This window comes from Microbacterium sp. UBA7513 (genome assembly GCF_002478345.1).
Lineage (GTDB): Bacteria > Actinomycetota > Actinomycetes > Actinomycetales > Microbacteriaceae > Microbacterium.
This window is the reverse complement of sequence record NZ_DLNJ01000002.1, coordinates 13,685-33,704: the sequence shown is the minus strand read 5'-3', so window position 1 is coordinate 33,704 and position 20,020 is coordinate 13,685. Positions and strand designations below refer to the sequence as shown.

Annotated in this window: 22 protein-coding genes; 12 read left to right on the top strand and 10 right to left on the bottom strand. The window is 69.2% G+C overall.

Annotated elements, in window-relative coordinates:
• Window positions 1–8 precede the first annotated feature (8 nt).
• Entirely contained in the window at window positions 9–944 is a 936-nt protein-coding gene (locus tag B2W79_RS00220) for an aminoglycoside phosphotransferase family protein (protein ID WP_396654692.1), read from the bottom strand.
• Entirely contained in the window at window positions 865–1,482 is a 618-nt protein-coding gene (locus B2W79_RS00215; RefSeq protein WP_292785838.1) for a cyclodeaminase/cyclohydrolase family protein, read from the bottom strand. The genes B2W79_RS00220 and B2W79_RS00215 overlap by 80 nt, the downstream gene beginning before the upstream one ends.
• A 64-nt stretch (window positions 1,483–1,546) precedes the next feature.
• On the opposite strand from B2W79_RS00215, the gene B2W79_RS00210 reads away from it, so the two are divergent.
• Complete coding sequence (locus B2W79_RS00210) at window positions 1,547–1,936, top strand: hypothetical protein (RefSeq protein ID WP_292785836.1); 390 nt, start codon at window positions 1,547–1,549, stop codon at window positions 1,934–1,936.
• A 16-nt stretch (window positions 1,937–1,952) separates the two neighbouring features.
• Here the strand turns inward: B2W79_RS00210 and B2W79_RS00205 are convergent, their stop codons facing one another.
• Entirely contained in the window at window positions 1,953–2,579 is a 627-nt protein-coding gene (locus B2W79_RS00205) for a hypothetical protein (protein WP_292785834.1), read from the bottom strand.
• A gap of 135 nt (window positions 2,580–2,714) precedes the next feature.
• Between B2W79_RS00205 and B2W79_RS00200 the strand changes: the two genes are divergently transcribed.
• Window positions 2,715–2,969, top strand: coding sequence for a type II toxin-antitoxin system VapB family antitoxin (locus tag B2W79_RS00200; RefSeq protein WP_062636763.1), 255 nt, complete (start codon window positions 2,715–2,717; stop codon window positions 2,967–2,969).
• Window positions 2,966–3,370 carry a PIN domain-containing protein gene (locus tag B2W79_RS00195; RefSeq protein WP_292785831.1) on the top strand — a complete coding sequence of 135 codons (405 nt, stop codon included), beginning with the start codon at window positions 2,966–2,968 and terminating at the stop codon, window positions 3,368–3,370. Before B2W79_RS00200 ends, B2W79_RS00195 begins: the two co-directional genes overlap by 4 nt.
• A gap of 8 nt (window positions 3,371–3,378) precedes the next feature.
• On the opposite strand, the gene B2W79_RS00190 is transcribed toward B2W79_RS00195, so the two are convergent.
• Window positions 3,379–5,187 (bottom strand): oleate hydratase, encoded by a 1,809-nt coding sequence (locus B2W79_RS00190; protein ID WP_292785829.1) that lies wholly within the window; start codon window positions 5,185–5,187, stop codon window positions 3,379–3,381.
• 203 nt (window positions 5,188–5,390) lie between these two features.
• On the opposite strand from B2W79_RS00190, the gene B2W79_RS00185 reads away from it, so the two are divergent.
• Together B2W79_RS00185 and B2W79_RS00180 are read left to right on the top strand one after the other, a co-directional pair.
• Window positions 5,391–5,867 carry an adenylyltransferase/cytidyltransferase family protein gene (locus B2W79_RS00185; RefSeq protein ID WP_292785827.1) on the top strand — a complete coding sequence of 159 codons (477 nt, stop codon included), beginning with the start codon at window positions 5,391–5,393 and terminating at the stop codon, window positions 5,865–5,867.
• Window positions 5,868–5,961: 94 nt separating this feature from the next.
• The gene (locus tag B2W79_RS00180) at window positions 5,962–6,237 is read left to right on the top strand and encodes a hypothetical protein (protein ID WP_292785825.1); all 276 of its coding nucleotides are present in this window, start codon (window positions 5,962–5,964) and stop codon (window positions 6,235–6,237) included.
• Between the two features lie 117 nt (window positions 6,238–6,354).
• Here the strand turns inward: B2W79_RS00180 and nrdF are convergent, their stop codons facing one another.
• From nrdF to nrdH, 4 genes are read right to left on the bottom strand one after another with little or no spacing between them, the layout of a single operon-like run.
• Window positions 6,355–7,335 (bottom strand): class 1b ribonucleoside-diphosphate reductase subunit beta, encoded by a 981-nt coding sequence (nrdF, locus tag B2W79_RS00175; protein WP_292785823.1) that lies wholly within the window; start codon window positions 7,333–7,335, stop codon window positions 6,355–6,357.
• Between the two features lie 39 nt (window positions 7,336–7,374).
• Window positions 7,375–9,519 (bottom strand): class 1b ribonucleoside-diphosphate reductase subunit alpha, encoded by a 2,145-nt coding sequence (gene nrdE / locus B2W79_RS00170; RefSeq protein ID WP_292785821.1) that lies wholly within the window; start codon window positions 9,517–9,519, stop codon window positions 7,375–7,377.
• Window positions 9,516–9,950, bottom strand: a complete 435-nt coding sequence (gene nrdI / locus B2W79_RS00165) for a class Ib ribonucleoside-diphosphate reductase assembly flavoprotein NrdI (protein ID WP_060922465.1) — start codon at window positions 9,948–9,950, stop codon at window positions 9,516–9,518. Before nrdI ends, nrdE begins: the two co-directional genes overlap by 4 nt.
• A 6-nt stretch (window positions 9,951–9,956) precedes the next feature.
• Window positions 9,957–10,190: a glutaredoxin-like protein NrdH gene (nrdH, locus tag B2W79_RS00160; protein WP_017202656.1), complete on the bottom strand. Its 234-nt coding sequence runs from the start codon at window positions 10,188–10,190 to the stop codon at window positions 9,957–9,959.
• Between the two features lie 377 nt (window positions 10,191–10,567).
• Here nrdH and B2W79_RS00155 point away from each other — a divergent pair, with 377 nt between their 5' ends.
• From B2W79_RS00155 to B2W79_RS00135, 5 genes are read left to right on the top strand one after another with little or no spacing between them, the layout of a single operon-like run.
• Window positions 10,568–11,776 (top strand): MFS transporter, encoded by a 1,209-nt coding sequence (locus tag B2W79_RS00155; RefSeq protein ID WP_292785813.1) that lies wholly within the window; start codon window positions 10,568–10,570, stop codon window positions 11,774–11,776.
• Window positions 11,773–12,690 (top strand): sugar kinase, encoded by a 918-nt coding sequence (locus B2W79_RS00150; protein WP_292785811.1) that lies wholly within the window; start codon window positions 11,773–11,775, stop codon window positions 12,688–12,690. Before B2W79_RS00155 ends, B2W79_RS00150 begins: the two co-directional genes overlap by 4 nt.
• A 40-nt stretch (window positions 12,691–12,730) precedes the next feature.
• A complete protein-coding gene (locus B2W79_RS00145; RefSeq protein ID WP_292785809.1) occupies window positions 12,731–13,489 on the top strand; it encodes an alpha/beta fold hydrolase in 759 nt (252 codons plus the stop codon).
• The gene (locus tag B2W79_RS00140; protein ID WP_292785808.1) at window positions 13,486–14,646 is read left to right on the top strand and encodes an acyl-CoA dehydrogenase family protein; all 1,161 of its coding nucleotides are present in this window, start codon (window positions 13,486–13,488) and stop codon (window positions 14,644–14,646) included. Before B2W79_RS00145 ends, B2W79_RS00140 begins: the two co-directional genes overlap by 4 nt.
• Window positions 14,647–14,701: 55 nt before the next feature.
• The gene (locus B2W79_RS00135) at window positions 14,702–15,169 is read left to right on the top strand and encodes an Lrp/AsnC family transcriptional regulator (protein ID WP_071329100.1); all 468 of its coding nucleotides are present in this window, start codon (window positions 14,702–14,704) and stop codon (window positions 15,167–15,169) included.
• A gap of 9 nt (window positions 15,170–15,178) precedes the next feature.
• Here the strand turns inward: B2W79_RS00135 and B2W79_RS00130 are convergent, their stop codons facing one another.
• A complete protein-coding gene (locus B2W79_RS00130) occupies window positions 15,179–16,636 on the bottom strand; it encodes a PucR family transcriptional regulator (protein WP_292785805.1) in 1,458 nt (485 codons plus the stop codon).
• Between the two features lie 178 nt (window positions 16,637–16,814).
• On the opposite strand from B2W79_RS00130, the gene B2W79_RS00125 reads away from it, so the two are divergent.
• Both B2W79_RS00125 and B2W79_RS00120 read left to right on the top strand, forming a co-directional pair.
• Window positions 16,815–18,299 (top strand): CoA-acylating methylmalonate-semialdehyde dehydrogenase, encoded by a 1,485-nt coding sequence (locus tag B2W79_RS00125; protein ID WP_292785803.1) that lies wholly within the window; start codon window positions 16,815–16,817, stop codon window positions 18,297–18,299.
• A gap of 15 nt (window positions 18,300–18,314) precedes the next feature.
• Window positions 18,315–19,703 carry an aspartate aminotransferase family protein gene (locus tag B2W79_RS00120; protein ID WP_292785801.1) on the top strand — a complete coding sequence of 463 codons (1,389 nt, stop codon included), beginning with the start codon at window positions 18,315–18,317 and terminating at the stop codon, window positions 19,701–19,703.
• Between the two features lie 20 nt (window positions 19,704–19,723).
• On the opposite strand, the gene B2W79_RS00115 is transcribed toward B2W79_RS00120, so the two are convergent.
• Window positions 19,724–19,996 (bottom strand): metal-sensitive transcriptional regulator, encoded by a 273-nt coding sequence (locus B2W79_RS00115; protein ID WP_025102619.1) that lies wholly within the window; start codon window positions 19,994–19,996, stop codon window positions 19,724–19,726.
• Between the last annotated feature and the right edge of the window lie 24 nt (window positions 19,997–20,020).

Sequence of the window (20,020 nt, the reverse complement as noted above, 5' to 3'; positions counted from 1 at the left end):
GGATGCTATCAAGCCAGCCCTGCCGACCGCAGCGCATCGTCGAGCACCGTCGCGGCGGGAGCGATCGCGGGCTCACCGTCCTCGATGTCCCACAGTGTGTTCTGCAGGAGCCGCGCGGTCGTCCAGCGTGCCGCGCGGGCGCGGTCGAGGTGCAGCATCTCGGTGAGGATGTCGAACCGACGCCGCACGATGCGGGCCGCATCCACGGTGCCCGGATCGCGGCTCCAGCCGCTGTCCAGCGCCGGCCACAGATCGAAGCCCGCGTCGCCGACGAGGGGCTCGGGGTCGATCGCCAGCCACGGTTCGCGCTCCGCGCAGAGGACGTTGCCGAAGTGCAGATCCCAGTGCAGGAACCGGCTGCCGGGCGTCGCGGCGACGTCCGCGACGAGGCGCCGCCACCGGTCGAACCGCCGTCGGTCCTCTCGGGTCAGCAATGTGCCCGCCTCCGTCGCATCGTCCAGCATCTGCGACACCACCGCCTCCAGTCGCGGAAGGCCGGCCGGCGGGTCGACGCGATGCAGACGTGCGAGGAGGGATCCGACGATGCGCGTGGCCTCATCGTCATCGTCCATCGCATCGAGGCTGCGCTCGGCATCGAGGCGCTCCAGGAGCATCGCTCCGCGATCCGGCGCGCTCGCGAGGAGACGGACGATCCCTCGCCCGTCCCACCGCGCCAGCCCGAGTACTGCCGCATCGACCTCCGGCCCCGGCTGCTGCAGCTTCACCACGGCGGCGAGGCCGTCCGTCCGCCGGACCGGGACGACGATCCCCGCCTCGCCGGACAGGAGGGGCCCGTCCGGAGAGAGACCCCAGGCGTCCAGGATCTCGGCGGCCCGTTCAGGCAGCGGACTTTCGTGCGCCATGTCAGTCCAGGCGCGCGGAAAGCTCCACGGTGATCCGGGCGACCTGAGTCCGCGCCTCCGCCAGTCGCCCGATCTCCTCATCGCGCCCTGCCTGCATCGCGGTCGATGCCCCGTGCCTGCGAGCGAGCTGCAGATTCGCCCGGAGGTTCAGGGACGCCCCCGCCAGCCCCGCGGCGAGCGCTTCCGTCGCCACCGCGAGGTCCACCGCGACGTGCGGGTTCCCGTGGGCGGCGAGCGTGCGCGCCTCATCGACCACGGTGATGCCGAGGCGACCGAGTCGTGCGACGGATGCGGCCGCATCGAGGGCGGCGGCTCGCACCGCCTCCTCCCGCTCGGGGTCTTCCGGCACCCGTGCGAGCGCGGCGCCGAGATCCGCCGAGACCACGCCGTCGGCTTCGACCGCCTCCAGAAGCGCCGCGCGCGTGCTGTCGAGACGGCCGGCGATCTCGGCGACGGCGTCGTCGCGGGTGTATCCGGCGACCATGCCCATCAGCCCGGTCGCCAGACCGAGCATCACCCCCGTCGCGGCTCCGCCACCCGGCGAGCCGGTGGGCTGGCTGAGCGCGTCGAGCCAGGCGTCCAACGGCCGTGACGTCGGGATGTCTGCGGAATCCGTCATGCCGGTCAGACTATCCGCGTGCAGGTGTGACTCTCCCACTGGTTCCCCTCTCTACGATGGAGTCGTGCAGCTCGTGGATACCCTCTCCGTCGTCGGTGAGGTGCTGTCCTGGATCGGCCTCGGCGTCGGAATCCCGTTCCTCATCGTGGCCCTGCTGATCCGGCTCGTCGAGGGGCAGTGGGTCCCCGTCGAGATCGCCGTGATCGATCGGGACGGCCGCCCCACCGCTCGCTGGTTCGCGGGCGGCGACTTCCACGAGAGACCGCTGCGCCGCAGCGAGCCCACGGCCACCACCGATGGATGGCTCGACGGGTTCCACAGCTCGAACGACCCGGCTCGCATCCGGATCGGTGAGCCGCCGCATCTGCGCCGGGTGCTGCGAACTGTCGGGGTCGTCTTCTCCGCGGTCGGTGGCGTCGGCCTGATCGTGTCGTTCCTCCCGCTCGTCCTCTGACTCGGGCCGCTCGGCGTCACGCCCTCGACGGGTGCTCCGAGGGACCTCGACCGAACGACTCCAGCGCCACGCGGTACGCGGCGGAATCGCTCCGCACCTCATCGGTGACCAGGAGAGCGTGCGGTCCGATCTGCCGGACGTACGTCCCCCGGGACGGCAGCGTCACCACCCTTCCGAGGCCGCGCCGCCAGGCGTCGGCCAGGGTGGCGACGTCGCGGTGTTCGGGGCTGTCCGTGAGGGCCGTGAGGTGCGACGCGAGATGCGCCTCGGAACCGCGCCGCTCCCAGTCGCGGTACGCCGCATCATCGGACACCTCCACCCCGAACGCGTCCCGCGCTGTGGGCCCGACGATCCGCCCGAGCAGCGTCTCCCGCTCGTCAGGACTCAGCGTCGTGGCGACGGCGCGGTCGAGCAGCGCCTGGTCGGGCTCGGTCGCGGCGTGCGCGACAGCATCGCCCCAGATCCGGGGCCACACCTCCGCCCAGCGCGCTCGGGTCTCCTCGTCCACGCGCCGCGCGGCCGCCGCCGGTCGGTCGACCAGCGGCGGTGGGAGCGCGTCATCGGCGGGATCCAGCCCGTGCGCCTCGCGGATCCAGAGGAGTTCCAGCAGCGTGTGCGGACGATCCTCGACGGTGATGGTCATGTCGTGCGGCCACGGGTTCCCGGGCATCGGTCGCGTCGAACGCATGTGTCCTCCCCTCCCGCCGTGAGCCGACCACCGCCGGCTGACAGTTTTATATACTGCCTTATACAAGATCGCGGGGAGGAAGGAACGACCATGACCGTCACATCCATCGACATCGACCCCGACGAGTTGAAGCAGGCCAAGAAGCTCGCCGGCACGACCTCCAACCGCGAGACCGTGGATCTCGCCCTGCGCACCCTCATCGCGGTACGTCGCCAGCCCGCCGCCGTCGAGCGCATCATCGGCCGCCGTTTCGAGGCCGAACAGATCGACGCACCGACCGTGGCTCCCGAGCCGATGCCGGAGCGGCGCGAGGGCGCTGGACGGAGCGCGAGCACTCCCCGGTGACCATCTACCTCGTCGACAACAGCATCTGGCAGAAGGCAGGGAGAAGCGCCGCGATCGCCGACCGCCTCCGCTCCCTCTCGCCGAACCACCTCCTCATCACCTGCCCGCCGCAGGTGCTCGAGTACTGCCGCTCGGCCCGTGACGCGGAGGAGTACGCCGCTCTGCGAGAAGACATGGAGGAGCTGCTCCCCGCCTGGGAGCATCCCGACGAGCGGATAGCCCTGGACATCCAGCAGGCGCTCTGGACCAACGGATTCCTGCGAGCCGCGGCTGCCTTCGACTGCCTGATCGCGGCGTACGCCGTCGCCAACGACGCCGTGATCCTCAACTCCGACCACGACTTCGGATACATCGAGCTGGCGACGGCGGGCCGAGTCCGCCAGGAGTACGTCGCCGCCTGAGCGCACGCTCACGCGATCGCGTCGTCGTCCCGCGGGCGCGGCACCGTCGCGCCATGCGCGGGGATGAGCCCGAAGTCCGTCAGCAGCTCTCCCATCTGCGTGTTGTCGAGCTTGTCGAGGAGGCGGCCCTGGAGGAAGTTCGGGCCGGGGATGTGGACGGCCTCGCCGTCGCGCAGCCGCGCGGTCGCCTTGAGGAGGTAGCGGATGTCGTAGGTCGAGTTGAAGACCTCCGGCACGCCGCGTTCCACGTCGAGCAGCTGATACGTGGCCTCCATCGCCGTGCGCACGGAGTACTCGGTGGTGAAGATCGTGTCGCGCGTCGTCTCGGCGAACTGTCCGAGGAAGGCGAAGTTGACGCTTCCCTCCGGGACCACCTGCGGACGGTCGCCGGCCCGGCGCGGCATGAAGAAGGAGGTCACGTACGGCATCATCACCGGGACCGTCTTGGCCGCCGACGCGGCGAGCTCGGCGATGTCCTCCACCGGCACACCGAGGTGGTAGAGCCACTCCTGCGCGATCTCCTCGCCCGTGCACTCCTGCATCGGCTTCTTGACGTAGTCGCCGGGCGTCTCGACGAAGAGTCCGTACACCCAGACCACGATCTCGTTCGGCTTCTGCGCCTTGAAGTGCGGTTGCCGGTTCACCGTCCAGCTCATCAGCCAGGCCGAGTCCTTGGCGGTGACGATCCCGCCGGTGACGACCTTGCCGCTGAACGGGTCGCGCTTGCAGATCTTCTCGATGTACTTCGGGATGCGCTCGTCGACGGTGGTGACGGTGGCGGACTCCCACTTCGTCTTGTCGATGTCGCTGCAGAACACCTCCGGTCTCCCGAACGCCGGCGACTTCTCGGCGATCCGCTTCCAGAGGTCCCAGGCCGGGGCCGGGCCGGTCTTCAGCTCCGGAGCGGTGTGCTGGTCGCCGTTGCCGGAGTTCTCCGTCAGCGACCCGATCGTCGCCAGACACAGGTCGTCAGGGCCCAGGTCGACGCCGCCGGGCTCGCCGTCGGCGATCCAGTCGATGCGCGTCGCCTGGATGCGACCGTCCTCGATGTCGAACTGGATGTCGGTCACCGTGTGATGGAACCGGAACTGCACGCCGTGGTCGTCGAGGAACTTCCGCATCGGCAGCACGAGCGACTCGTACTGGTTGTACTTCGTGAACTTCAACGCGGAGAGGTCGGGCAGCCCGCCGATGTGGTGCATGAAGCGGTGCAGATACAGCTTCATCTCCAGCGCCGAGTGCCACTCCTCGAACGCGAACATGGTCCGCCAGTACAACCAGAAGTTGCTGCCGAGGAAGTCGTCGCCGAACACCTCGTCGATGCGCTTGCCCTCCATCTCCTCACGGGTGGCGAGGATGACGGCGACGATCTCCTTCTGCGCCTTCTCCGAGAGGGTGAAGAGCTTGTTCGTATGCGCATCCTGCCCCTGCTTCTCGGTCACCCGGCACAGTGACACGTTGGGGTCGTCCTTGTTGAGCCAGTAGAACTCGTCGAGCACGCTGGCACCCTCGATCTCCAACGACGGGATGGAGCGGAACATGTCCCACAGACACTCCATGTGGTCTTCCAGCTCGCGGCCGCCGCGGATGACGAATCCTTTCTCGGGGTACTTGATCCCGTCGAGCGCGCCGCCGGGCAGCCCCAGCTCCTCGAGGATCGTGATCCGCTCCCCCGCGACCTGCCCGTCGCGGATCATGAAGATCGCGGCCGCCATCGCGGCGAGACCGCCGCCGACCAGCCAGACCGTCTTGTCGTCGGCCCCCTCCGGCTTCCGAGGTCGTGCGAATGCTTCGTAGTTTCCATTGCTGCGGTACATCTGTCCCACCCTCCGATTGGTTCGACACCGATGCGCACAGTCCAGCCGAAACCGATGCGGAAGGGAAGGGCTTCCTCTGCGACCGGCCGAACTACGGATGGCTGGTGTTCCTCACGCCGTCGTGTTCCAGTTGGGCGGATGATCCACCACGAGCACGCGCGCGAGCGCGGGCCGGTAGAGTACGGGGAACAGGGGGGCACATCTTGTCTGACGAGTCCACGGCGCAACGGCGCGACTACAACCCCGGACCGCGAGTGGGGATCACCTTCTCCACGTTCGACCTGCTGCACGCGGGGCACATCATGATGCTCGCCGAGGCGAAGCGGCAGTGCGACTACCTCATCGTCGGTCTGCAGATGGATCCGACCCTGGACCGTCCGGAGAAGAACGCGCCGACACAGACGGTCGTGGAGCGCTACATCCAGCTTCGCGGCTGTCAGCACGTGGATGAAATCGTGCCCTACTCCACGGAGCAGGACCTCGAGGACATCCTTCGGTCCTTCAAGCTCGATGTGCGCATCGTCGGCGATGAGTACCGCGATCGGGATTTCACCGGCCGCGCGTACTGCGAGGAGAGCGGCATCGAGCTCTACTTCAACAGTCGAGACCATCGCTTCTCCAGCTCGGGCCTCCGGAGGATCGTCGCGGAGAAGGAAGCGGAGCGCGCCGCGAGTCACTGACCCGCGTTCTGCCTGTGGCGACCCCCGGTCATCGAACTCCGCAAAGAACAGGTGACTGATGCGCACATCGACAGCGTGGGGCTTGATCGCAGCGATGACCGCGCTCTCACTCGTCGCCCTGGGTGTCGTCATGACCTACCGCTTCGCGACTCCGCTCGTCGATCCTGCCCCGCCGACACCGGACTACGGGGTCCAGACGCTCGTCGCCGGCGTGACGATGGCGGCAGCGGTGGCGGGTGGCCTCGGCGCGGGCGTGTACGCGACGAAACGCGAGGCCGCCCGAGGTCGCATCGTCGGCTGGACGGCCGCCGCAATGCTCACGGGCACCGCCCTGGGAGCGGTTCTGGCCTTCGTCCTGAGCGCACGCTGAGGTTTCCGCCGCGTCGAGGAACTGACGAAGAGTGGGGTCCCGAACCAGCGCCGGTCTCAAAGTTGTGTCAACTTCACCGTGGTGCGGCGTCACACTGTGTGACGCCTCACAACGGGCTCAGAAGTCCCAGTCGTCGTCTTCCGTGGCCTCGGCCTTGCCGATGACGTAGGAGGAGCCCGAACCGGAGAAGAAGTCGTGGTTCTCGTCCGCGTTCGGGGAGAGTGCCGACAGGATCGCCGGGTTCACGTTCGTGACGCTGGAGGGGAACATCGCCTCGTAGCCCAGGTTCATGAGGGCCTTGTTGGCGTTGTAGTGCAAGAACTTCTTGACGTCCTCGGTCAGACCGACGCCGTCGTAGAGGTCCTGCGTGTACTGCACCTCGTTGTCGTAGAGCTCGTAGAGCAGGGAGAACGTGTAGTCCTTGAGCTCGTCCTTGCGCGCCTGGTCGGCCGTCTCGAGTCCGCGCTGGAACTTGTAGCCGATGTAGTACCCGTGCACGGCCTCGTCACGGATGATGAGGCGGATGAGGTCGGCCGTGTTCGTCAGCTTCGCCTTCGACGACCAGTAGATCGGCAGGTAGAAGCCCGAGTAGAACAGGAACGACTCCAACAGCGTCGAGGCGACCTTGCGCTTGAGCGGGTCGTCTCCCTGGTAGTAGTCCATGATGATCTGCGCCTTCTTCTGAAGGTTCGCATTCTCCGTGGACCAGCGGAACGCCTCGTCGATCTCCTTCGTCGACGCGAGCGTCGAGAAGATCGAGGAGTAGCTCTTCGCGTGCACCGACTCCATGAACGCGATGTTCGTGTAGACGGCCTCCTCGTGAGGCGTGATCGCGTCGGGGATTAGCGACACCGCGCCGACGGTGCCCTGGATCGTGTCGAGGAGCGTGAGCCCGGTGAACACCCGCATGGTGAGCAGCTGCTCGTCGGGAGTGAGCGTGTTCCACGACTGCACGTCGTTCGACAGCGGCACCTTCTCCGGCAGCCAGAAGTTGTTCACCAGACGGTTCCAGACCTCGAGGTCCGTGTCGTCCTGGATGCGGTTCCAGTTGATCGCCTGCACGCTGGAGACCAGCTTGAGCGGGGAGTGAGGAGTCATTCTTGTCCTAGTTCCTGGGTCACTGAGCCTGTCGAAGTGTCAGAGCATGCACGAGACGCACTCGGTCATGTCGGTGCCCTCGAGCGCCAGCTGACGCAGACGGATGTAGTAGATCGTCTTGATGCCCTTGCGCCATGCGTAGATCTGGGCCTTGTTGATGTCACGCGTGGTGGCGGTGTCCTTGAAGAACAGCGTCAGCGACAGACCCTGGTCGACGTGCTGCGTGGCCGCGGCGTACGTGTCGATGACCTTCTCGTAGCCGATCTCGTACGCGTCCTGGTAGTACTCCAGGTTGTCGTTCGTCATGAACGCCGCCGGGTAGTAGACGCGACCGAGCTTGCCTTCCTTGCGGATCTCGATCTTCGAGGCGATCGGGTGGATCGAGGAGGTCGAGTTGTTGATGTAGGAGATCGAGCCCGTCGGCGGCACGGCCTGCAGGTTCTGGTTGTAGATGCCGTGCTCCTGGATCGACGCCTTGAGCTGGACCCAGTCCTCCTGCGTCGGGATGTGCTTGCCCGCGAAGAGCTCCTTGACCTTCTCGGTCTCCGGGACCCAGGCGCGGTCGATGTACTTGTCGAAGAACTCACCGGACGCGTAGGTCGAGTCGGCGAACCCGTCGAACGTCGTGCCGCGCTCGATCGCGAGCTGGTTCGAGGCGCGCAGCGCGTGGAACAGCACGGTGTAGAAGTAGATGTTCGTGAAGTCGACACCCTCCTCCGAGCCGTAGAACACGTGCTCGCGGGCGAGGTAGCCGTGCAGGTTCATCTGGCCGAGGCCGATCGCGTGCGACCGGTCGTTGCCGTCCTCGATCGAGCGGACCGAGCCGATGTGGCTCTGGTCGCTGACCGCCGTGAGCGCGCGGATCGCGGTCTCGACCGTCTGGCCGAGGTCGTCGGCGTCCATCGACAGCGCGATGTTCATCGAGCCGAGGTTGCAGGAGATGTCCTTGCCGATCTCCTTGTACGACAGGTCGTCGTTGTAGGTGGTCGGCGTGTTCACCTGCAGGATCTCACTGCAGAGGTTGGACATGTTGATGCGCCCCTTGATGGGGTTGGCCTTGTTGACCGTGTCCTCGAACATGACGTACGGGTAGCCGGACTCGAACTGGATCTCGGCGACGGTCTGGAAGAACTCGCGCGCGTTGATCTTGGTCTTCTTGATGCGCGGGTCGTCGACCATCTCGCGGTACTTCTCGGTGACCGAGATGTCGCCGAACGGGACGCCGTAGACCTTCTCCACGTCGTACGGCGAGAACAGGTACATGTCCTCGTCGTTCTTGGCGAGCTCGAACGTGATGTCCGGCACCACGACGCCGAGCGACAGCGTCTTGATGCGGATCTTCTCGTCGGCGTTCTCGCGCTTGGTGTCGAGGAAGCGCATGATGTCGGGGTGGTGGGCGTTGAGGTACACCGCACCCGCGCCCTGACGCGCGCCGAGCTGGTTGGCGTAGCTGAAGCTGTCTTCGAGGAGCTTCATGACGGGGATGATGCCCGAGGACTGGTTCTCGATCTGCTTGATCGGGGCACCCGACTCGCGGATGTTCGACAGCAGCAGGGCCACGCCGCCGCCGCGCTTGGAGAGCTGCAGCGCGGAGTTGATGCCGCGGGCGATCGACTCCATGTTGTCCTCGATGCGCAGCAGGAAGCAGCTGACGAGCTCGCCGCGCTGGGCCTTGCCCGCGTTGAGGAAGGTCGGGGTGGCCGGCTGGAAGCGACCGGAGATGATCTCCTCGACGAGGTTCACGGCGAGCTTCTCGTCGCCATCCGCGAGGGCGAGCGCGGTCATCACGACGCGGTCCTCGAAGCGCTCGAGGTAGCGCTTGCCGTCGAACGTCTTCAGCGTGTAGCTCGTGTAGTACTTGAACGCACCCAGGAACGTCTCGAAGCGGAACTTCTTCGAGTAGGCGAGATCGTTGAGCTTCTGCACGAAGTCGAACGAGTACTTCTCGATGACGGCGCCCTCGTAGTACTCCTTCTCCACGAGGTAGTCCAGGCGCTCCTTGAGCGAGTGGAAGAACACCGTGTTCTGGTTCACGTGCTGCAGGAAGTACTCCCGCGCGGCGCGCTTGTCGGCGTCGAACTGGATCTTCCCGTTCGCGTCGTACAGGTTCAGCATCGCGTTGAGGGCGTGGTAGTCCAGGCCCTCGTACGTGGGGTTCACCTTGAATGCCACTGTCTCGGTCACTGAAGATTCCACCGTCGTTCCAATCCGTCGCTCACGCGATCCACGTCGTCCTGTGTGCCGAAAATCTCGAGCCGATACAAGTGAGGCACGTGACACTTGCGGCTGATGATGTCGCCGGCGAGGCAGAACGCGTCGCCGAAGTTGGTGTTGCCCGCGGAGATGACCCCGCGGATGTGACGCCGGTTGCGCTCGTCGTTGAGGAACCGGATCACCTGCTTGGGCACGGCCCCCTTCTCGACCCCGCGCCCGGCACCCCCGCCATAGGTGGGGGTGACCAGGACGAAGGGCTCGTCGACGACGAGATCCTCTTCGTTCCGGTGGAGGGGGATGCGGCGGGCGGGTAGCCCGAGCTTCTCGATGAAGCGCGCGGTGTTACCCGACACGCTCGAGAAGTAGACCAGGAGCGGCGCTGCGGTCGCGACGGCGCTCATGGTCGGTCACGCCAGGCGGGACGCGAGCTCGTCGATCTTGTCGGGACGGAAGCCCGACCAGTGGTCCTCGTCGGTGACGACGACCGGCGCCTGCATGTAGCCGAGCGCCTTGACCTGCTCCAGCGCCGTCGGGTCCTCCGACAGGTCGTGGATCTCGTACTCGATGCCCTTGGCATCCAGGGCACGGTAGGTCGCGTTGCACTGGACGCAGGAAGGCTTGGTGTACACCGTGATCGACATCTGAACCCCTCAAATCTCTGGTTTCTCCGGCAGACCTCCGCCGGGATCTCAATACTACATATAGGGACGGACATTCGGTGCGACCACAAGGGGTAGTAGTTACATCCGTGTAGTTTTTCCACCGCTCTCTACAGATACAACACAGGTTGTCCACCGTTTCTTCCACAGGCGGACCCCCTCTCCCGAGGTCGTCGAGCCGCGGGAAATCGCGGCTGGGAGGAGCCTGTGAGGGATCCATCCACAGACGGCACCTTACGACGGGCTTCGGACATCCCCAGGCCTGTGGAATTCGTCGGTCGGCGTGTCCACGGCGTGTCGCGGCACCTCGGCCACCGGCCCGTCTCCCCGACGTCCCCGCGGCCCGGTACCGTTGTCTGGTGGCGGGCTATCGGGATCTTCTTCGCACGCCGGGAGTGGGCCGCATGATCGCCGCCCAGCTCACCGCGCGCTTCCCCAACGGGATGATGTCCTTGGCGATCCTGCTGCACGTCGAGCAGCAGACCGGATCGTACGGATCGGCGGGCCTCGTGCTCGCCGCGACCAGCGTCGGCCAGGCGGTCGCCGGCCCCATCACCAGCCGCTGGATGGGCGCCTGGGGCATGCGGCGGGTGCTGACCCTCACGCTGTCCGTCTGCGTGATCGCGGTGCTCGGTCTCGGGCTGCTGCCCCTCTCGGTTCCCGGCTACATGGCCCTCGGCATGATCGCCGGCCTCTCCACGCCGCCCGTGCAGGCGGCCGTGCGCACCATCTACCCCAAGCTCGTGAACGCCGGCCAGCTCACGCCGCTGTTCTCCCTCGACGCGTCCCTGCAGGAGATCATCTGGGTGCTGGCCCCGGTGGTCATCACCCTCGTCTCCACCCAGGTCGGCACCATGGAGGGCCTGCTCCTGGTGGCGATCGTCCTCGTCGCCGGCGGCGCATGGTTCATCCTCTCCCCCGAGGTCGGCCGCGTGCGCATCCCCCGCAGCCGCAATGCGCTGGGCAAGGTCGTGCTCAAGCCGCCCGTGCTCCTCGCGACGGTCATCGGCTTCCTTCTCATCGGCGCCTGCTCGGCGGTCGAGGTCGGCGTGGTCGCGACGTTCGAGCACGGCAGCCTCGCGGCGGGCCTCGTCCTCGCCGTCTTCTCCGCCGGCAGCCTGGCCGGCGGCCTCGCCTTCGGTCATGTCCCGATCGGCCCCTGGGCCATGGCGCGCCGCCTGCTCATCGTCACCGTGGGCCTGGCCCTCACGATGGTGATGCTCAACGTGTTCTGGCTGGGCGGCACGCTCATCCTCGCCGGCATCGGCATCGCTCCCGCCCTGGCGGTGCTGTTCGCCATCACCACGGCCAGCGTGAAGTTCAGCGAGACCGCCGAGGCCTTCGGCTGGGCGGGCACCGGACAGCTCATCGGCGCCGCGGCCGGATCGGCGGTCGCCGGCTTCCTCGTCGACGTCGGCGACTGGCGCGGCGCCTACCTGGCCGCCACCATCTTCGCGGGCGTCGGACTGCTCGTCTCGATCGTGTTCGTGCGCTCCTTCCCCGATCTGCGTCACCGCGACGCGAGCCCCCATCCCGACACCGAGCCCCTGGCGGTCACCCCCTCATGAGCCCCTCCGTCCCGTCCTCCTCCCCCGCGATCGTGTGCGTCGGCGAGTCGATGGCACTGATCACGCCGACCGGCGCCGACCTCGCGTCCGCCGACACGGCGTCGATCACGCACGCCGGCGCGGAGGCGAACGTCGCGGTCGGCCTGGCGGCCGCGGGCCACCGCGCCGCCTGGGCCTCTCGCCTCGGCGACGATCCCCTCGGCCGACGTCTCACCGCCGAGCTGGAACAGCGTCGCGTCGAGCTGTGGACCGAGCTCGACGCCGAGGCGCCGACCGGTGTGATGTTCAAGGATCCCGGCGTGGAGTCGTCGGCCGTCTACTACTACCGCCGCGGCTCGGCCGCCTCGCGCATGGCACCGGGGTTCCTGTCCCCCGCGCAGCTCGCCGGCGTGCGCATCGTGCACACCACGGGCATCACGCCTGCCCTGTCGCCGACCTGCCTGGCGATGGTCGACCAGCTCTTCGCCGACGCGCGCACCGCCGGAGCCGTCGTCTCCTTCGACGTGAACGACCGCCGGGCGCTGTGGAGCCCCGAGGAGGCGTCCGCCACCCTGGCTCGCCTGGCCGACGCCGCCGACATCGCCTTCGTCGGCCGCGATGAGGCCGAGCGCATCTGGGGCACCGCCACGGCGGCGGAGATCCGCGCCCACCTCCCGCACTGCGGTCTGCTCGTCGTCAAGGACGGCGACGTCGGCGCCACGGCCTTCCTCGGCGACGCGGACCCGGTGTTCGTGCCCGCCCCGACCGTCGACGTCGTCGAGCCCGTCGGTGCCGGAGACGCCTTCGCCTCCGGGTTCCTCGCCGCGACCCTCGACGGCGCCGACCTCGACACCCGCCTGGCCGCCGGACATGAGGCCGCCGCGCGGGTGCTCCGCATCGCGGCCGACCTGCCACCACTGGAGCCCGCGCGCTGACGCCGCCCGCCACGTCCCAGGGCGGTCGTAGGCTGGTGCCATGCCCGCTCCCGTGACCCTCCCCCGCCTGAGCTGGGGCGATGCCGCTGCACCGCGACGCGCACTCCTCGTGCACGGCCTGGGATCCTCCGGCGCGCTCATGTGGCGTCTCGGCGACGCCCTCGCGGCAGCCGGCTGGCACGCGACGGCAGTGGACCTGCGCGGCCACGGCGACGCCCCGCGCACGCTCGACTACTCCGTCGCGGCCTACGCCGCGGACCTCGCCGCCACGCGCCCTCCCGGTGCGGGCGCCTGGGACGCGGTCGTCGGACACTCGCTCGGCGGCGCCGCCGGGACGGTGGCCGCCGCGGCGGACGCGGACTGGACACGCCGCCTCGTCCTCATCGATCCCGCGATCCACATCGTCCAGCGGGACGCGGCCGACGTCCGCCGCAGCCAGGAGCGCGCCTTCGCCGACAACCGCCTCGACGCGGTGCGGCAGGAGCACCCGCACTGGCACCCGCAGGATCAGGAGCTCAAGGTCGACGCCGTCCGGCGGGCGAGCGCGTGGGCGGTCGAGCAGACCAGCGCACAGAACCAGCCGTGGGATGTCCGCGCACACGCAGCCCGTCTGACCGTGCCCACGCACGTGATCGGGGGCGATCCCGCCGTCTCCAGCATCTTCACCGGAGCCCTCGCCGACGAGGTGCTCGCGAGCAACCCCCGCATCTCCCTGTCGGTCGTGTCCGGCGCCGGCCACTCGGTGCATCGCGACCGCCCGGAGGAATCGATCCGACAGCTCCTGGAGGCTCTGGCATGACCGACTTCGACCCGTCGGCGTATCTCCCCGACGACTTGCTCGACCGCATCCGCGAGCGCGCCCCCATCCACGACAGGGACAACACCTTCCCCCGGGCCGACCTCGATGAGCTCCGCGCGGCCGGCTACCTGTCGATCCTCGTGCCCCGGGAGCGCGGTGGCGCGGGACTCGGCCTCGAGCAGGCCGCCCTCCTCCAGCAGCGGCTCGCGGGGGCCGCGCCCGCGACCGCCCTGGCGATCAACATGCACCTCGTCTGGACCGGCGTCGCCAAGGTCTTCTCGGACCGCGGGGTCCCCGGTCTCGAGTTCGTGCAGGACGGCGCCGTGGCCGGCGAGGTCTTCGCGTTCGGCATCAGCGAGGGCGGCAACGACCTCGTGCTGTTCGGGAGCGACACCGCGGCGGTCCCGGACGGCGCCGGGGGTTACGCCTTCACCGGCACCAAGATCTTCACCTCGCTCGCCCCGGTGTGGACGAAGCTCGGCCTGCACGGACTCGACACCACGAGCCCGGACGCGCCGAAGCTCGTGTTCGCCTTCGTCGACCGCACGTCCGCGGTCACCACCGCCGATGACTGGGACACCCTCGGCATGCGCGGCACCCAGAGCCGGACCACGCGCCTCGACGGGGCCGTCGCGGACGCGGCGCACGTCGTGCGGCGCATCGACCCCGGCCCGAGCCCCGACCCGATCGTCTTCGGCATCTTCGCGGTCTTCGAGATCCTCCTCGCCTCCGTGTACACCGGCATCGCCCGGCGGGCCCTCGAGCTGGCCGTGGCGACGGCCCACCGGCGTCGCTCCAAGAAGAGCGGCGCCGCGTACAGCCAGGATCCGGACATCCGCTGGCGGATCGCCGACATGGCGCTCGCCTACGACGCGCTCCCTCCGCAGATCGCCGTGGTCGCCCGCGATGTCGACGAGCGCGCGGACCGCGGCGCCGGGTGGTTCCCCGCGCTCTCGGGCGTCAAGCATCGCGCGGTGACGATGGCCAAGCAGGTGGTCGACGAGGCCATGCTGGTGGCCGGCGGCGGCTCGTACTTCAGCGCCAACGAGCTCTCCCGGCTCTACCGCGACGTCCTCGCCGGCGCGTTCCACCCCTCCGACCCGGAGTCGGCGCACGCCACCGCGGCGAGCGCCTGGCTGGGCCCGATCGAGGCCTGAGCGGGCGCACGCGCACCCCGTTGTCCACGACCGTCGGCGGTGCCAAGATCGCACCATGGCACCGTCGAAGAAGGACCATACCCTCGACGCGATCTCCAAGACCATCGTTGAGATGCTGCAGGAGGACGGGCGGCGCTCGTACTCCGAGATCGGCCGGATCGTCGGCCTGAGCGAGGCCGCCGTCCGGCAGCGGGTGCAGCGGCTCACCGAGTCCGGGGTGATGCAGATCGTCGCGGTGACGGATCCGATGCAGCTCGGCTTCCGTCGGCAGGCGATGGTGGGCGTCAAGGTGGCCGGGGACGCCAGAGGCGTGGCGGAGGCGATCGCCGCCATCGACGAGGTCGATTACGTCGTGATCACGGTCGGATCGTTCGACGTGCTCGTCGAGGCGGTGTGCGAGGACGACGACCATCTGCTGGCGCTCGTCAACGATCGCATCCGTCCGATCGCGGGCGTGGTGTCGACCGAGACCTTCATCTACGCGAAGCTCCAGAAGCAGCAGTTCGCCTGGGGCACGCGCTGACGGTCGGCCTCAGCGCGGCCGCGTCTCCTCGCGACGGCGGGCGAGGAGGGCGAGGTGCAGGGCGGCGAGGGTCTCCCCGTCGTCCAGATCCGCGCCGAGCAGGTCGCCGATGAGCGCGAGGCGCTGATAGAACACCGAGCGGGAGAGGTGGCTCGCGGCCGCCGCCGCGGAGCGGTTGCCGGGGTGTGCGACGAGGGCGGCGAGGACCGCGAGCAGGTCTCCGCGGCGATCCCGGTCGTGACGGACGAGCGGATCCAGCATCTGCTCGCTGTGCGCCTGGAGCCGCCGATCGTCGCGCAGGGCCGACACGAGGCGTTCGAGCGGCCGATCGGCGACGCGCCGGACCACCGGCACGTCGCCCCCGGACGGCCGTGCGGCGAGATCGAGCGCGGCGCGGATCGAGGCCAGGAGCCCGAGGACGCCTTCGGCGCTCGGTCCGACGGTCACGGGCGCCCCGCCGGACAGGTGCGCGAGGACGGCATCGGTCAGCGCATCGGCTCCGGCGGCCACGAGCAGGACCACGTCGGCTCCGCGCCGGGCCCCCACCGCAGGCAGGCCCGCTGCACGGGCGCGGGCGACGAGCATCTCCGCCTCGTCCGTGCGGAAGACGAGGCCGGAGACGCTCCCGCCCGACGGGTCGAGCCCGAGTCGCCGGAGTCGGACCTCGACGTCTTCCTCGCGGGCGAACCGCGCGCCGAGAAGATCCTCGACGAGGCTGCGATGGGCGAGCACGGTCCATGCCCCCTCCCCATCGGCGAGGCAGCCGAAGGCGAGGGCCGTCGCCCCCAGCTCCAGGACGGTGGCCCGACCAGCGGGATGCGGCGGGCCCTCCGCCGCGACGAGCCAGCCCCAGCGCACTCCGCGCGCCTGCACGGGCACCCGATCGCCGCCCCGCTCCCCCTGTCGGAGGGCCTCGCCGACCGGGACGCGGAGCGCTTCGATCGCGACGACCTCCCCCGCCGGATTCTCGAGGTGGACCGGGGCATCGAGTGCGCGGGCGACCTCGGACACGATGAGGTCGGCCGGCGCGCCACGGAGGCTGAGGGCGGTGAAGAGGTCGTGCAGTCGCTGACGCTCGCGGAGCGCCGCGGTCTGGGCCTCGATCAGCGCGCGGTGCACGGCCTCGGTCACCGCGACGAACTTGACCTCCGCCCCGAGCGCGATCAGAGCGAGGCCGGAGGTGGCGCAGGCCTCGACGACCGCAGCCGGGACGCGGGGCATCCGCGAGCCGAGTTCGACGACGATGCCGGACACCCCGACCGCCGCCAGCTCCGCGACGAGCACGCGCAGCGCTGCGGGGCTCGTCGGCCAGGCGGCGCCGGTCGTGAGCAGCAGCTCGCCGCCGTCGAGCAGGCGGGCGACGGCGGCGCTGTCCGAGGCGTGGACCCACCGCACCCCGGCGTCCAGCGCCGGGCCTCCGACGAGGACGGACGGCGCCCCTTCCTGCACCGCGGGGAGCGCGAGCACGTCCCTGACGCGCAGGACCGAGGGCGATCGATCCGGACGATCTGTCCGATCAACCGACAAGTCCTGACGCTCTGCCACTCCGCACCCGCTCCATTTCCTGTCAGCATAGGCCGAGCCCCAGCGTAGCGACTCTCGGTCAGAGTGTGCGACACGCGATCCCCTCTGCGAAGGAGCCCCCGTGGACATCGTCCGTCACCTCATCAACGGCACCGAGACGGGCGAGGCCGCCCGCCGCGGCCTCGTCTTCGATCCGGCGACAGGAGCCGTCACGAAAGAGGTCGCGTTCGCCTCGGCCACCGAGGTCGACGCCGCCGTGGCCGCCGCTGCGGCGGCCCTCCCGGCGTGGCGGGAGACGAGCCTCATCAAGCGCGCCGACGTGTTCTTCCGGCTCCGTCAGCTCCTCAAGGAACGGACGGACGAGCTGGCGGCCATCGTCACGTCCGAGCACGGCAAGGTCCTGTCCGACGCCGCCGGCGAGGTGTCCCGCGGCATCGAGAACGTCGAGTTCGCGGCCGGCCTCGTGCACCTGCTCAAGGGCGAGCGCAGCGAGCAGGTCGCCCGCGGGGTCGACGTGCACTCCGTGAAGCAGCCGGTCGGCGTGGTCGCGGCCATCACCCCGTTCAACTTCCCGGTCATAGTGCCGCTGTGGATGGTCGCCTCCGCGATCGCGTGCGGCAACACCGTCGTCCTCAAGCCCAGCGAGAAGGATCCGTCCGCCGCGGTCTGGCTCGCACGGCTGTTCCGCGAGGCCGGTCTCCCGGACGGCGTCCTCAACGTCGTGCACGGCGACCGGGAGGCCGTCGACGCGCTCCTCGACTCCCCGCGGGTCCAGGCGGTGAGCTTCGTCGGGTCCACCCCGATCGCCCGCTCGATCTACGAACGAGCGTCCGCCGCCGGGAAGCGGGTCCAGGCGCTCGGGGGCGCGAAGAACCACATGGTCGTGATGCCCGACGCCGACATCGATGCGGCTGCCGACGCCGCCGTCTCCGCGGCCTACGGCTCCGCGGGCGAACGCTGCATGGCGGTGTCCGTGCTCGTGGCGGTGGGCGACATCGCCGACGACCTCGTCGCCGCGATCGCCCGCCGCATCGACGGCCTCTCGATCGGCCCCGGCACGGACCCGGCGAGCGAGATGGGCCCGCTCATCACCGCGGAGCACCGTGACCGGGTCGCCTCCTACGTCACAGAGGCACCCGGGGAGGGCGCCAGGGTCGTCGTCGACGGCACCACGAAGCGATTCGACGGCGACGGCTTCTTCCTCGGGGTGAGCCTGATCGACGACGTCACACCCGGCATGCGCGTCTACGACGACGAGATCTTCGGCCCGGTCCTGTCCGTCGTGCGCGTGGGCTCCTACGCGGAGGCGGTCGCGCTCGTCAACGCGAACGCCTACGGCAACGGGACCGCGATCTTCACGCGCGACGGCGGGACGGCGCGGAAGTACGAGTTCGACATCGAGGTCGGCATGGTCGGCGTCAACGTCCCGATCCCGGTGCCCATCGGCGCCTACTCGTTCGGCGGGTGGAAGGACTCGCTCTTCGGCGACGCACACATCTACGGCCCGGAGTCCGTGCACTTCTACACGCGGTCGAAGGTCGTGACGACGCGGTGGCCCGACCACACCCCGTCGCAGATCGACCTCGGCTTCCCGAGCAACCACTGACGAGGAGCGATCACGATGACGACCTTCACCGACCGCCACGGACTCTCCTCCCCGCTCCCCGCTCCGGACGCCGAGGCGCAGGTGCGCGCCGACGACCGCGCTCACGTCTTCCACTCCTGGAGCGCGCAGGCGCTGATCGACCCGTTGCCGGTCGCCACGGGTCGGGGCTCGACGTTCTGGGACTACGAGGGCACCGCCTACCTCGACTTCTCCAGCCAGCTCGTGAACCTCAACCTCGGCCACCAGCACCCGGACCTCGTCGCCGCGATCCAGCAGCAGGCCGGGCGGCTCGCGACCATCCAGCCGTCGATGGCCAACGATGTGCGCGGTGAGCTCGCCCGCCTCATCGCCGAGGTCGCTCCCGACGGGTTCGAGAAGGTGTTCTTCACGAACGGCGGCGCGGAGGCGAACGAGTACGCGGTGCGCATGGCCCGGCAGGCCACGGGCCGCCGGAAGGTGCTGTCGATGTACCGCAGCTACCACGGCTCCACCGCGACCGCGATCTCCCTCACCGGCGACCCGCGCCGCTGGGCGAACGACGTCACGGACAGCGGGGCCGTGCGGTTCTTCGGACCGTACCTCTACCGCTCGCCGTTCCACAGCGAGACGCCCGAGCAGGAGACGGAGCGCGCCCTCGCGCATCTGGAGCAGACCATCCAGCTCGAGGGACCGCAGACCATCGCCGCGATCATCGTCGAGACGGTCGTCGGCACCAACGGCGTGCTGCTTCCGCCGCCCGGCTATCTGCCCGGGGTGCGCGCGCTCTGCGATCGCTACGGGATCGTCTTCATCGCAGACGAGGTGATGGTGGGGTTCGGCCGGCTCGGCGAGTGGTTCGGGATCGACGCCTTCGACGTCCGCCCCGACCTGATCACCTTCGCCAAGGGCGTGAACTCCGGCTACGTGCCCCTCGGCGGCGTCGTGATCTCCGACCGCATCGCCGCGGCCTTCGACACCGTCCCGTTCGCGGGCGGACTGACCTACTCCGGGCACCCTCTCGCCTGCGCGGCCGGTGTGGCCACGTTCGAGGTGTTCCGCCGCGACGGCATCCTGGAACGGGTGCGCGACCTCGGCGAGCGGGTCGTCGGTCCGACCCTGCGCTCGTGGGCGCGATCGCATCCGAGCGTGGGCGAGGTGCGCGGCCGCGGTCTGTTCTGGGCGGTGGAGCTCGTGCGGGATCAGCAGACCAGGGAGCCGCTGGTGCCGTTCAACGCGAGCGGTGCCGACGCCGCACCGATGGCCGCGTTCGCGACCGCCGCGAAGCGGGCGGGGGTGTGGCCCTTCACGCACTTCCACCGCGTGCATATCGCCCCGCCGCTGGTGATCGAGGAGGCGGAGCTGGTGCGAGGGTTGGCGGCGATCGAGGAGGCGCTGGCGGTCGCCGACGAGCACGCGGTCGGCTGAGAGGCGTCCCGCGCCGGCCGCTACTTGCGGTCGAAGTCGAACGCCTTGAGGAGCTCGCCGACGGCCTTGTCGCGCTCCTCGCCGCCGTCCTCGAACATGTGGGTGACGTGCGTGCGCAGGTGGTTCTCCAGCAGCAGACGGTTGAGTGACTCGAGGGAGCGCTGGATCGCGCGGGACTGCGTGATGATGTCCATGCAGTACTCCTCGTTCTCGATCATCCGCGCGACGCCGCGCATCTGACCCTCGAGGATGCTGGTGCGGTGCAGGGCGCGCTTCTTGATGTCTTCGATCACGTATCGAGGCTACTCGCCCCGTGA

What these genes read in the sequence shown, in the direction of transcription:
- B2W79_RS00220 (WP_396654692.1), bottom strand. Translation starts at nt 944, where the DNA reads ATGAGGAGATCGGGCGACTGGCGGAGGCGCGGACTCAGGTCGCCCGGA.
- B2W79_RS00215 (WP_292785838.1), bottom strand. Translation starts at nt 1,482, where the DNA reads ATGACGGATTCCGCAGACATCCCGACGTCACGGCCGTTGGACGCCTGG.
- B2W79_RS00205 (WP_292785834.1), bottom strand. Translation starts at nt 2,579, where the DNA reads ATGACCATCACCGTCGAGGATCGTCCGCACACGCTGCTGGAACTCCTC.
- B2W79_RS00200 (WP_062636763.1), top strand. Translation starts at nt 2,715, where the DNA reads ATGACCGTCACATCCATCGACATCGACCCCGACGAGTTGAAGCAGGCC.
- B2W79_RS00190 (WP_292785829.1), bottom strand. Translation starts at nt 5,187, where the DNA reads ATGTACCGCAGCAATGGAAACTACGAAGCATTCGCACGACCTCGGAAG.
- B2W79_RS00180 (WP_292785825.1), top strand. Translation starts at nt 5,962, where the DNA reads ATGACCGCGCTCTCACTCGTCGCCCTGGGTGTCGTCATGACCTACCGC.
- nrdF (WP_292785823.1), bottom strand. Translation starts at nt 7,335, where the DNA reads ATGACTCCTCACTCCCCGCTCAAGCTGGTCTCCAGCGTGCAGGCGATC.
- nrdI (WP_060922465.1), bottom strand. Translation starts at nt 9,950, where the DNA reads ATGAGCGCCGTCGCGACCGCAGCGCCGCTCCTGGTCTACTTCTCGAGC.
- nrdH (WP_017202656.1), bottom strand. Translation starts at nt 10,190, where the DNA reads ATGTCGATCACGGTGTACACCAAGCCTTCCTGCGTCCAGTGCAACGCG.
- B2W79_RS00150 (WP_292785811.1), top strand. Translation starts at nt 11,773, where the DNA reads ATGAGCCCCTCCGTCCCGTCCTCCTCCCCCGCGATCGTGTGCGTCGGC.
- B2W79_RS00145 (WP_292785809.1), top strand. Translation starts at nt 12,731, where the DNA reads ATGCCCGCTCCCGTGACCCTCCCCCGCCTGAGCTGGGGCGATGCCGCT.
- B2W79_RS00140 (WP_292785808.1), top strand. Translation starts at nt 13,486, where the DNA reads ATGACCGACTTCGACCCGTCGGCGTATCTCCCCGACGACTTGCTCGAC.
- B2W79_RS00135 (WP_071329100.1), top strand. Translation starts at nt 14,702, where the DNA reads ATGGCACCGTCGAAGAAGGACCATACCCTCGACGCGATCTCCAAGACC.
- B2W79_RS00120 (WP_292785801.1), top strand. Translation starts at nt 18,315, where the DNA reads ATGACGACCTTCACCGACCGCCACGGACTCTCCTCCCCGCTCCCCGCT.